The organism is Reticulibacter mediterranei (assembly GCF_016587455.1).
On the sequence record NZ_BNJK01000001.1, the window covers coordinates 8,237,184 to 8,249,670 of the forward strand.

Annotated in this window: 5 protein-coding genes; 2 read left to right on the forward strand and 3 right to left on the reverse strand. The window is 54.8% G+C overall.

All coding sequences use genetic code 11. From position 1 onward, the window contains the following. Positions 1-52: 52 nt before the first annotated feature. On the reverse strand, positions 53-3,154 hold the full coding sequence (locus tag K3T83_RS35250; protein ID WP_220207591.1) for a winged helix-turn-helix domain-containing protein: 3,102 nt from the start codon (positions 3,152-3,154) through the stop codon (positions 53-55). Positions 3,155-3,623: 469 nt separating this feature from the next. On the opposite strand from K3T83_RS35250, the gene K3T83_RS35255 reads away from it, so the two are divergent. After that, a complete protein-coding gene (locus tag K3T83_RS35255) occupies positions 3,624-7,670 on the forward strand; it encodes a DUF6788 family protein (RefSeq protein ID WP_220207592.1) in 4,047 nt (1,348 codons plus the stop codon). A 267-nt stretch (positions 7,671-7,937) separates the two neighbouring features. Here K3T83_RS35255 and K3T83_RS35260 read toward each other — a convergent pair whose 3' ends face one another. Then, positions 7,938-8,795 carry a PIG-L deacetylase family protein gene (locus tag K3T83_RS35260; protein WP_220207593.1) on the reverse strand — a complete coding sequence of 286 codons (858 nt, stop codon included), beginning with the start codon at positions 8,793-8,795 and terminating at the stop codon, positions 7,938-7,940. A gap of 25 nt (positions 8,796-8,820) precedes the next feature. After that, positions 8,821-9,639 carry a phosphate/phosphite/phosphonate ABC transporter substrate-binding protein gene (locus tag K3T83_RS35265; protein ID WP_220207594.1) on the reverse strand — a complete coding sequence of 273 codons (819 nt, stop codon included), beginning with the start codon at positions 9,637-9,639 and terminating at the stop codon, positions 8,821-8,823. Positions 9,640-10,543: 904 nt separating this feature from the next. Between K3T83_RS35265 and K3T83_RS35270 the strand changes: the two genes are divergently transcribed. Further along, positions 10,544-12,460 carry a hypothetical protein gene (locus K3T83_RS35270; RefSeq protein ID WP_220207595.1) on the forward strand — a complete coding sequence of 639 codons (1,917 nt, stop codon included), beginning with the start codon at positions 10,544-10,546 and terminating at the stop codon, positions 12,458-12,460. The last annotated feature ends 27 nt before the right edge of the window (positions 12,461-12,487 follow it).

Sequence of the window (12,487 nt, forward strand, 5' to 3'; positions counted from 1 at the left end):
GCAGGGAGTATTTCTGTTGATTCATGCTGTCGTGGTCATGTGGGGTAAAACGTTAAAGCAGGCCGAGTTCGCGTGCACGTGTCACCGCCTGAGTGCGATTGGTCACGGTTAGCTTGGCGAGCAGGTGTTTGATATGACGTTTGGCGGTGTTCGGGCTAATCACTAGACGTTCGGCAATTTGTTGATTAGAGAGACCTTCCGCCAACAATGCCAGCGCCTCCAGCTCACGCGGTGTCAACGGATCGAGCAGCGGTTGCGCCGCTTGAGGTTGAGTTGAAGCTGTAGCACGAGTGGGGGCAATGGCGGCCTGAATTTGTTGGAGGTAGCTGGGAGAAGCAGTTGTATACGCTGAAACCTGAGCGAGCAGATGGGCCATTGGTTGGCCTTCATCGGCAAAGATGCGTATGTATCCTTCTGCTTCGGCCTGGTCCAATGCCGAACCAAGCGTGTGCAGCGCTCGTTTGATTTTCCCCTGTGCATGTAGCACCAGAGCCATCACCACGTGAACTTCCAGGCTCCAACCGTGCGTCGTTCTGGCTGCACTGATCCGTTGCATCCGTTCCAGAAGCATAAGCGCCTGTGAGAGGGCCAGGGGTGAACGCCGGTTGTGCCCTCGTGCCAGTAAGAGGCGAGCCAGTGTCATATAGTCAAAGAAATAATTGTTTTGAAAATGTGGTGGAAGCTGGTCGTCGAAATGGATGCCACGCACAGCTTCCCAGCGTTCCGCTTGCTCCTGAAGATCACATGCAAGGGCCAGGCGCGCAGGGATGGCGGTGATCATATTTGCCATCGGAGGTTTCCACTGCTCCAGAGCATGTTCCATACGCTCTAGTAGCTCTTGGGCCTTGTTATCGTGACCCTGTGCCAGTGCGACACGTATCAGCGTGCCAAGTCCAAATAAAAAGACTCCTGGTATGTTACTGCCGAGTTGCTGGCAGATCTTCAACCCCTTTTGCGCGGCATCTGTGGCCTCCTGGAGTCGGTTCCATTCATATAATAGCTCGGCGTAGCGTACCAACGCCTGTGTCTGTAATAGAGGAAGTGGCCCATTGAGCCGTTCGAGCGCGCGAAAGAGATCCTCGTAGTGCCAGTTGAGTTTCTGTAGCTTCCCCTGTGCCTCGTACAGCTCTATAATGCCCAGCGCCGCCGAGAGGTGAAAGGGGAAAGCTAGATCGATGGTGTCAGGGAGAGGGGCCGCAAGAAAGAGTTGTTCGGCCGCTGCCAGATCGCCGCTTGCGCCATAGGCAGCTCCGAGTAATATTTGTCGTCCCGTCGCGATCAACTGGGCGAGGGGTCTTTCAGGATTGGAGAGAATGGGCGGAACTTCACGAGTAAGGGTAAGCATTTGTGCTATATCTCCCTGGCTCAGCGCGCCCAATGCTTGCAAGAGAGGGAGGATAGGTTGTAGATCCGCCCAGGTCGATCCTGTCTCCTGAGTATGTTCTCGAATGCGCCTTTTAAGATCCTCAGTTAGCCTCTTCAGCGTCTCCTGCGGCTTGCCGATAAATGATCGCCACTGTACTTGTGTCCAGATGAGCGAGGTCAGGTAGAGCAGCGGTGAGGCGTCAATTACTATGGATGGGAGCTGAGCAATCCATTGTTGCAAGCGGAGAAACTTGCCCTGCGCCATCAAAAGTGGTAGCAGTCGTTCTAGCAGCGTGCCCGCTCGCGTGTAATCTCTGGCAAGCAAGGCGTACTCACATGCAACCTCGTCCCAATGCTGCTGTTCGTACCAGAAACTTGCCCGCTGATATAGCGTCGGTATCAGTTCCGGTTCCCGTTTGAGCAAATGAGTACGCAAACTCTCAGCAAACAGGGGGTGATAGCGATACCATGTCTGGGCATCATCTAGCTCAGTGAGAAAGAGATTTGCCCGTAGCACTGTGACGAGCTGTTTCTGTCCATCAGCCTCTTCGGTAACTGCATCGCAGAGCTGCCCACAGAGTCGGTCCAGTATACATGTATGTAACAGAAAGCGCTGAATTTTGGGTGGCTGCTGAGACAGGATCTCTTCGCTGAAGTAGTCATGAAGAAAGCGCTGAGCACCTCCCGCATTCTCTAGAAAAGCTGCGGCATCAGCATACCCGCGCAGAGCCAGCAGCAACAATTGTACGCCAGCAATCCAACCCTCTGTACGCTGCTGGAGCAAGGTTGTTGCTTCGTGCGACAGTGTGTGCCCCATCGCAGATGCGAATGCCTCTACCTCATCGGCGACAAAACGTAGCTCCTCAATATGTTGTTCGCTCACCTGATTACGCGCTCGGAAGCGCGCCAGCGGGAGTGGTGGATCAACCCGCGTGCCGATGAGCAGATGCAACTGAGCGGGCAAGTGATCGAGCAGAAAGAGCACCATAGTATGAACGGTTTCAGAGGTGAGAAGATGAAAATCATCCAGAACGAGGGCCGCATCTCTATCCAGCTGTTCCGTCAGAGCGTTAAGCAGATGCGTCATCGCTGGCTCCCAGGCTGCGCTGTGCTCTCTTTGCACAATAGGATCGATGGGCGTGTGCCTATCCAGACGGTTGAGTGTAGCGGTAAGATAGGCGAGGAAGCGTGCGGGATCATTCTCTGTTGTTTCGAGCGAGAGCCAGGCGACAGGCATCGTGGTTGCTGAGGCCCATTCTGCCAGTAGCGTTGTTTTCCCGGAGCCAGCGGGAGCCGAGATCAACGTCAATGGTCGTGTGACATCCTGCTCTAGCGACGTGAGGAGCCGTGAACGCGAGACATGCTGTGCTGGCAGACGTGGAATATGCAATTTGATCGCCAGTAAGGGATCTGCACTAGTATCAGGCGTACTCTTTGGTGAGGTAGATACTGATGCTTCACTTGTTTGTTGCGCTCGCTTGACCAGTTCATGAGCTGCCTCTTGCAAGCGTTGGAGAGTGAGCTGTGCGGACGCGCCCAGATAGAAGCTATAGAGCCGACCATGACTCCTGCGCGTGGCGCGCCAGTAGGAAGTTCCGCGCCGGTTACCCGCCTGTGTCTTATGAGCAGTAAAATGCCCCTCCTCGTTGCGAAAGGTAAAAGAGGTCGCGTTTTCCAGCCAGGCGAACCAGCCAGAGGAGCCAACCGTTATCGTCGCTGTCTCCCCGCCATGTTGATAGCTCAGGGTCTCGCCATGTATAGTGCTTTTTAGAGAAGAGCGTTGTTTCATTAAATATAAGTAATCATCCTCAGTTGTTGAAAGTTGCCGAACATACTATACCAGCAGGACAGCAGATTCTCAAGACTGGAAAAGCAAGAACGGGTAGAAGTAGAAGAATCGAATCGTGTTATGCACGATTCGTGGGGGCCACTAGTACTATTGGTTACATATTGAGCGTGTTATGCAGGAAATTGCAGCGTTCAGCGGCCATTGCAAGCGGAATTTGAAGAAACCGAAATAATATGGTACTTTAGTGTTGACTGACGCACTATAATGCCAGTACGTATCACCGTTATTTTTAAGAGCGAGAGATAAGTGCGCGGACGAACAGGTGGCTGGCGAGATTTTGAGCGTCAGGGACAGAGCTATCTGTGGTGTTATCTGGTGCGGTGTTATCATCGTATCAAGGTACATCCACAGGGGCAAAGGTTACTCGTGGTGTTATCTGGTGCGGTGTCTACAAAGGAGCGTGCGGGCTATGAATGGCAACGCCAAAATTACCTATCATCAGCAGGTCAGTTATTGCGGCAAGCCGCGATGTCGGAAATGTCGCGAGGGCAAAGGTCATGGTCCTTACTGGTACTCGTACCAGACGGTGAACGGACACACCACACGAACCTACATTGGGAAAAATCTACCGCCAGGTGTGCAAGCTATGCAAGAAAGTGTTCCTGTGAATCGCGCTGAGAGAGTCCCGCCATCCACTCTCCCCGATCTGGCATCGCAGTTCAGCACTGCCCGAATCCGTATTTTTGTGCTGGGGCAACTGCGACTCGAACGTCGCCAACAACGCCAGTGGCAAAGCGTAACCGATATGGTATGGCAACAGCAGGATGTACGCGCATTGCTTGGATTTTTGCTCTGTGCTGATCAGCGACGGGCCAGCCGTGAGCAGGTGATGAAGGTGTTGTGGCCTGAGAGCGAGAGCGACACCGCTAGCGAGAGCTTGAATCGCGTTGTGGATAATTTGCGTCAGGTGCTTGATCCTACGAGAACGCGCGATACCTTGCGTGCAGTCTCCAACAATCCAGGGAAGAGTTCGCGCGCGCGTTCCGCACAGAGCCGCGTGCCTTTATTGCACATTGATGGGGACTGGCTGGTGCTGGCTGATCAGTCGCAGGTCTGGGTTGATGCCGATGCGTTTGAGTCCATCCTGATATATGCGTGGGGGCCACAGATTGCCGAACCCGACAGCGCAGATGAAGAAGTCGCCGCACAGAGTCGCGAACGCCTGCTGCGTGGGGCCGAGACGCTCTATGGCGGCGACTTCTTACCAGAAGAACGGCATGGAAGCTGGGCGGTTGTTCGTCGCCAGACCTTGCGCCGCAGCTATAGCACGCTCTTGCTGGAACTGGCTGACCTTTCGATTGCACGTGGAGCCACCGCCGCAGCTCTGGAAATGCTGGATCGCCTGCTTGTTGCTGATCCCGCGAATGAGGCGGCAGTGCAGCGCTTTATTTATGTCTTCGCTCAACAGAAGCGGCGTGGAGAGGCTTTGCGAGCATATCGTCGTCTGGAAGATTTTTTGCAGCGCGAGTACCAGCTTCAGCCTTCGCAGGAGACGCGCGAATTGTATGAAGCGGTGCAACTTGGCAAGCCTTTGCCGGATCACTTTATTCGTCGCAATGCTCCGGGCCAGCGCACTGCTCCACCTACAGAGGCCACGATCGCTCCTCGGGCGCGTGGACTGGATGTAGGAGATGTGGTCACTCCTCCAGGTATTCAACAGATTGGACGTGTGCATCAGAGCCCGCTGGTCGGTCGTGAGATGGAGCTTGAGACTTTGCGTGCCATGTTGCTGGATGTGGAGCAGAGCATGCGACTGCAACTGGCGACCCAGCGGCGTTTGTCCGGTATTCCGCTCGATACGCAGCGGCATCCTCAATGTACGGTCTTGCTGGGCGAGGCCGGTATCGGCAAGACGCGTCTCGCCGAAGAAGTGAGCCGGGATGCGTTGCGGCGCGGCTGGTGGGTGATCTGGAGCCGCATCTATCCCCAGGAGCGTGGCATCCCGTATCATATCTGGATCGAGGTGCTCAGACGCGCATTGACCGGCAGTGGCGTGCGTACCTCCTTGCGCATGCCCTATCCAGTAGCAGCAGGGGTCAGCACGACTCAGGATGCGATTCAGCAACTCTGGCAGCAGGCCGATGCCGGACAGTCAGGAGAGCGTGGCAAAAGAAAGCGCGATGCTGGAGAGGCCGAGGCTGGTGTTCCTTCGCAGCAGCCACTTGTTGCATTGTTGCCCGAACTGGAACCGCTTTTCCCGACTCCTATGATCCCACTGATGACACCTGAACAAGAGCAATTGCGTCTGTGGGAAGCCATTCGCGATCTCCTCATCAGTGCCAGCGAGAACGCCCCACTCTTGATCGTGCTTGATGATATTCAATGGGCCGATGGTAGCAGTGGCGAGTTGCTAGGCTATCTGGCCCGCCACCTCTATGGACACCCCATTGTGTTGCTTGCCACCTGCCGCGACACCGAACTCCCAACGCAGCCGCCGCATCCATTGCGCACGCTGATAGCACATATGCAGCGAGAGCATTCGGTGCGAACGCTGCCCATCAATCCGCTGAGTGGGGAGGAGATTCGTCGTCTCGTCTCTCATCTGCCCGAATCGATGGTGCAGTATATTCAGGAGCAGGCCGCAGGCAATCCGTTCTTCGCCGAAGAGTTGGCGCGCTCTACGCCTCATGCACTTCCCGGTAGCGTAGCGGCTGCGCTCCAACATCGTATGAGCAGACTTAGCCAGTCGTGCCAGCAATTGCTGGGCAATGCAGCCGTTCTGGGTGGCTCCTTTGAGTTCCCGCTGATCGCTGCGATGGAGACTGATAATACCATTTCTGATGAAGATAAGGTACTTGATCTGCTGGAAGAGGCGTTGCAATCGGGCGTGCTGACAGAAGAGGGAACCGGAACGCGCGTAACCTACCACTTCTGGCATCCGTTGCTGGTCAACCATCTGTATGATAATGTGTCGGCTCTGCGGCGTTCGCGCTTGCATCTACGAGCTGCCAATATTCTCCAACAGATCCACAAAGGGCGTGAGGAGGAGGTTGCCGCAACCATCGCGCATCATCAGGTAAGAGGCGGTGCGGAGCCAACAGTAATAGCCCGTTTCGCGGAGATGGCTGGAGATCGTGCCTACACCTTCTCTGCCTATGCAGAGGCCGAATATCATTATCGCCTCACCCTTGAGCAGCGCGGCCTTCCCCTCGCGACTACCTCGTCCGAGATTACCACGCTGGCTGGGCAGGCGGTGTTCGCAGATCCACATATCCTGCAATTGCTTGAATTGCTGGCAGAATGTATGATGATCCGGGGCAAATTCGCCGAAGTGCGCAACCTCTACACGGCTATCCTGGCCTTGCGCGGCGCACACTACACCTCTTCCCCGCATGAGATACAGAAGCAGGCACTTTTATGGGGCGAGATTGCCTGGACATGGCGCTATACGGGCAACAATGTCCAGGCGAAGGAGTGCTGTCAGTTGGGCGAACAGGTGTTGCACGAAGCTGGCATCGAGGAGGGACCGGCTCTGGCTCGTTTGCGTCAACAACTGGGCAGCATTTACTGGCAGGAGGGACGCTATCAGGAGGCACGCTGGGCAGCAGAGGAAGCACTGGATATGTTTGCTCATCAGCCACGAGCCTCGTCTCAGCTACGCGCCACGTTACAGATCTTGCGTACGACCCGTATTCAGCGCACGTTGGAGGGGGATCCAGTTGATCCCGGGTCCGCTCATCGCCTGCTGGGAGCACTAGCCGAGGCCGAAGGGCATCTCTCTGAGGCGCTGGAGCATCTCAATACGGCGCTCGTCATCTTCGAGCAGGCCGATCATCCACGCCGCATCGCCCACGTCTCGCACGATATTGGCTATGTCCATATCAAGAAGGCGGAGTACGAGCAGGCTCAGGCAGCGTTGCGGCGTGCCTATAGCCTTGCAGAAAGAATCGGCGACAGCCCCTTAATCGGCGTTATCACCAGCAATCGAGCGGAACTGGCTGCGTTGACAGGGGAGTTGGAGGAGGCCGAGAAGCTGTATCGTGAGAGCCTCGTTTCTGCCGAGCGTATGCAGGACCGGGAGTACATCAGCTGGTGGAATGCACGTCTGGCACAGGTGTTAAAAGACCAGAACCGCTTTGATGAGGCGACGACCTGTATCATCCGTGCGCTTAGCACGGCGCGTGCGATGTCGAATCAGCCGCGCATTGGCACTGCTCTGCTTGCCCTGGCAAACCTGCGCATCGCTCAGGCCCAGGCGTTGACGATGCGCCGCTTCCCGAAAGTGAGGAAGAGGCTATTGCAGCATGCGCGGCAGGATGTCGAGAGGGCGCTCGCTTTGAGCAATCTTGAGGCCGAGACCAATCTCAAGTGTCGTCTCGCCCTGGCCCAGATCGCTATTTTGCAGGGACGCGATGAGGGTTATGCAGAAATCGAGCGCGTGATCGAGGAGGCGCGAGCCTGTGAGCTGGCTCACGTCGAGAGCATGGCGCAGAGGTTGCTGCAACAGGCGGGGTAAATGAGGTTTATCTCAATGTTGTCGTCGAGTGATTGTTGGGTTGACCCGTAGCGACAAGGGGGGCTGGGGGTCTTGGCGGGGCCCTTGTGCTTGTCGCTGTTGGGTTTTGAGATATTGTGGGGGGCGAAGAGAGAGGAAGCGGCCTGGGGAGGGCGACAAGCACAAGGGCCCCGCGACCGCTCTCCGCCTCTTCTTGTCGCTACGGGTGATGTGAACCTTTCCCTCTCTTCCCCATATTTCCCGGATGCGCCAATAATTGAGGCAAAATTATCTTTGTGTTGCCAATGCCAATTGTGCATTCGCGATTTGCTCATTTGATCGCAGCCCCTCGAACAGATCATGTTCTTCGCGCCGCCCGCTGTTGACCAGGCTGAAGACGCGATAATACTCCTGGCTGCCCCAGAGATAGTGATGCTCCTGCTCGGTGACGTTTTCCAATCGCGTGGCCTGGACCAGTTGCGTCTGATGGCAAAGGACCGCTCGCCACACCTTTTGCCAGTGCGCATGGGTATCCAGCCGTGTTGTGACGATCCAGTTAGCCCAGGGATGTGCGCGCTGCTCCTGTCCGTCAATCGTCATGACCAGCTCGCCAAAGATGGGCATATAGCGTTGCAGCCAGGGTTCCAGTGCCACGCGATAGTAGAGCTTGGCTACGCGATGTGGCTCCAATTTCCCCGGATCAGTGTATTGTGGATCGGAGGCGCACATGACGGCTGTGGTTGTGAATTGGGAAATAGCGATATGATCGGGGTGGCCGTAAAGTCCCTCTGGGCCAAAGGTGATGACGACGTGAGGCTGGATCTGGCGAATCAGGCGCACGATTTTACCGACCACCTCCTGCGCATCTGCCTGATCCAGATCCCCATCAATATAATCCAGAAAATCGAGGCGTGCGATGCCAAGAGCGCTACTGGCCCGGCGCAGTTCCATTTCGCGCATCTTGCCCAGCGCGTACTCACCAGGATACTGGCTCCAATCGCTAAACCAGCCACGCTCTCCACGAGTTGCCACCACCAGCGAGGCCTCGGCCCCTTCCGCCGCATATTTGGCCAGCGTGCCTCCCAGTGCCAGGGATTCATCGTCTGGATGAGCTAAAATGCACATCAATTTCCATGTCGTCTTCATAACTTCTTCCTTTTTATCGATCAGTTTATATGCTAGCAGGGACGCGCAGGGCAACTCGTGGCTCTATCGGCGCGCTCACTGTTTCTTTTTTCCAGCAATGGGTCTGAAGCGCTTGATAATACTCATCGCTGGCTGCCACAAAACGCTGAATATTCCTCTCGTGAAGCTGTTGCGCAAAGAGTGGATGCGTATGCATGCTTACCAGGCTCTCCTGAATCTGAAGCTTGAGCCGGGGATGGACATGCGAGGCGACAACAACCAGCGGACCCGGCGTGCGGCAGCAAGTGTTGAGCACCCGTAAGCGGTTGCACATATGAGGGCTGTTATTGTTTACAAGCGCAAACAGGCGAGCATCAATGGCTGTGGCATCTGCCGCACCATCCAGAACCATGCGCAACGCCTGAGCCGGAGAAGTTGCCTCCACCATCGAGCGACAATGAAGCGCCAGTGGCTCCCGTGCATAGAAAGGCGGCTCTTCTACGGCTGTTGCACTCGCATGATATGCCCATGTACAGCGCTCCAGATCGCTCTCACTCTGCAATTCACTCTCTTTACGCACCACGATCTTTACCAGCCCTGGAGGAGTATTCGCTTCGTCCGTATGCTGAAATACAGGCACGGCAAGCAGTTCAACCGGATAAGCGCGCTCGCTCAACAACTGGGCGTAAGCGAGTGGACTGATGAGTCCTGCATCGGCGTCTCCGCTGGCAAAATCCTCAAACGATTCACCGTTCAAAAGAAAGGTCGGGATGCCAAGCGTACGCTCTACGTATTCTGTCATGTACAGGCACATCTTATATCTGGTCGGGGCGAGAAACGATGCAAAAATGAGCGTCTGGTTCACAATGGGTGTCTCCTTGATAGTTACTGAGCCAACAGAAAACGATGCTTGACGGAAGAATCCATGCTTCTTCTCACAGTGTAATGTTGATTTCAAGCAAAGCAGAAAGAGAGCGTACAGGAAAGATGAGCGCTCTTGAGAAGGGGTGTGATGTTAGCAGCAACAGAGACACATGTAGTGGTAGTAGCTGTTTTGGCGAAGGCCGGATGGTGAGGTGGTCAATGATGAATGCCGAAAATAGGATGGTGATACTGGCAGAATCCCTTCATAATTGCGTGTTTGCCCTGACGATGCCGCGTCCCTGCCGTCAGGCCAGACCTGATGATATGTGTTCATCTCACGTCCTCTTCTTCACAGTCTCGCCCACAAAGAATAATATTGTAGACTTAATAGATCAACAATATAAAGTATATATGGGAAGAGCGCTCTTGTCAAGCAAAAAGCGGTTTATGCCAGGGCTTTCCAGTTCTCCGCTCAAAGGGGTGCAGGGGTCTCCCTGCCGGGGCCTGGGCGTCCCCAGTTTCCTTCCCTCCTTCGCGCGCCGCCGCAGGCGGCGCGCAAAAGAGAAGAAAAAAGTTTTTTGCGGGGACACCCCGCACCCCGGCAAAGGGCTGCCGCCCTCTGCACTCCCGCTAGATGGGAGAATTGGAAAGCCCTGCGGTTTATGCTAGTACTCTCTTTGGTTTAAAAATATCTATGTGAAAAGGGCTGTTACATTTTTGGGTTGGCAACGATATCTGTAATGCACATTGCATGCAGCTATCAATGCTACATTTCGTAGGACAAACATCTCCGCACTGGCATGCAATGTCTCTCTTTGTATAGAGGTATGAAGTTTGATGAAAACATTCTAAAGCTTATGATGAGTAGTAGATAAAGAGACTGTTAGCGAACTAGAGGAGTGCGCATGAATCCCCGTTTTGGCTTGCCCAGCCGTAACAATGATCCACAGGAAGACCCGACCGAACAAATTACATCTCCTCATCGAGCATATCCTTATAGCAATCAGGATAGCGAGCGCTTGCCGATAGCGGACGCGACAAATACTTATCCCACCCCATCAGCGCCTATGTTTCCTCAATCGGAGGAGTTGCGTTATGCACAGACCGGTTCAAGCCAGCATGCAGTACACAGGTCGGTTGATAGAACGGCTGGTCAACGCTTCGTCAGTACTGAGAAGATCGAAAGCATGCCAACGAGTCCCCTTGGTGGGACTGGCTCGTTCCCGCCACCGCGCCCGCCACGACCTCCACGCCGACCGAAACGGAATGGGTTGCTAATCGTCGGTATTGTCGTGGTGATGCTGGTGGCGGTGGCTGGTGGCGGTGGCTGGGCTATGATGCATGGCCTTTCTCCCCAGCCGACGCCGAAAGTTGAGAAGACCGTGCCGACGCCAACCACGCCTCCAGTCCAGATTACAGCAACCCCGCGTGTCAGCCCTGTTTCACCCTTACTCTTTGGCACCAATCTCGAATTGTACGATAGCAAGGATCAGGCGTTGACCTCCGCAAAGACCCGGCAACTGTTTCAGCAGATCGATGTACGCATTATTCGCATGCCCATGCGCAACGATGGCACAATGGAGCCAGAATTTCAGGGCGCGCGTATGATTAAGGCGCTTGGTGCCACTCCGCTTGTGATCTTGCATGGTGATGCGCGTGTTCCGGCGGCTTTGCAGGATGATACCCAGATGATTCAGGAAATGAACAAGATTTTCGGGAACAGCCTGGTCTACTACGAATATGGCAACGAGCAGGATCTCAATGGAGTGAACGCGTCTAAGTACACCGCTTCATGGAATCGCGTGGTGCCGCAACTGAAAAAGATTGCCAACAACGCTCACTTTATCGGTCCCGTCAACTATCAGTACGATCAAGAGTATATTCAGTACTTCCTGAAAAACGCGAACCCGCGACCGAACGAGATCAGCTGGCATGAATATACCTGTGACAAATCGTGGGCAAAGGAAACATGCCTCCAGCATATCGATAATTGGAGCAAGCACATCAGCAATGCACGCGCCATGATGAAGGAGACAGTCGGTAGCGAGTTGCCGATTATGATTACTGAGTGGAACTATGCGCCCAATCCCACGCTCGGCGACGGCAAGATTACCGATACAGCTTTCATGAACGCCTGGACGACGAAAGCCTTTCAGGTATTGGCGGCCAATCGCATCTTTGCCTCGATGATCTACGCTGCCACGCATCCCGTCTTTCCGCTGGTGGAGCAAAATAGCACGCTTTCGACGCAAGGTAACGTCTTTAAGCAGGAATATCAAACAATTATCACCGATGCCAAAGCTCCAGCGGTAGTGAACGGTAGTGGCGCTACTGACAAGACCGGGACGGATGCCCAGGAGACCGGCAACGAAAACGCGATCTTTACCTTTGAGCAGAGCGGTGATAGTACTCGCTGGGCGATCGATGGCAAAAGTATTACGCACATCGGTGGCGGATCGGTCGCTAGAAATGGTAATGGCTCGCTACAGATCTCGCTGGCAAGGCTTCAACAGAACGATACGCCGGGCGTTTTTGTCAATGTTTCCGGCAGTACGCCACGTGCGGGACAGTCAGTAGCCGGCTATATCAATCTAACAAGCAATGCTGTGAGCCTCAGCGCGCGAGTCGTTGTAACCGATCAGAGTGGCAAGCAGCATATGGGAGAAGTGGTCGCTCTGACGCCCGGCAAGTGGAACCGCGTCGCCTTTACGCTGCCATCCTCTTTTAGTGGTCAGGCACAGCGCGTTGGCTTCCAGTTCAGTTCGCCCGGCGACAATATCACAGGCGCTGATGTTTACCTCGACGATGTGGGTTGGAATTAGCCTGCTTGTGCTCGTCTGGCGGCTATG

Coding starts and splice junctions, on each gene's coding strand:
- K3T83_RS35255 (WP_220207592.1), top strand. CDS start 3,624: ATGAATGGCAACGCCAAAATTACCTATCATCAGCAGGTCAGTTATTGC.
- K3T83_RS35250 (WP_220207591.1), bottom strand. CDS start 3,154: ATGAAACAACGCTCTTCTCTAAAAAGCACTATACATGGCGAGACCCTG.
- K3T83_RS35260 (WP_220207593.1), bottom strand. CDS start 8,795: ATGAAGACGACATGGAAATTGATGTGCATTTTAGCTCATCCAGACGAT.
- K3T83_RS35270 (WP_220207595.1), top strand. CDS start 10,544: ATGAATCCCCGTTTTGGCTTGCCCAGCCGTAACAATGATCCACAGGAA.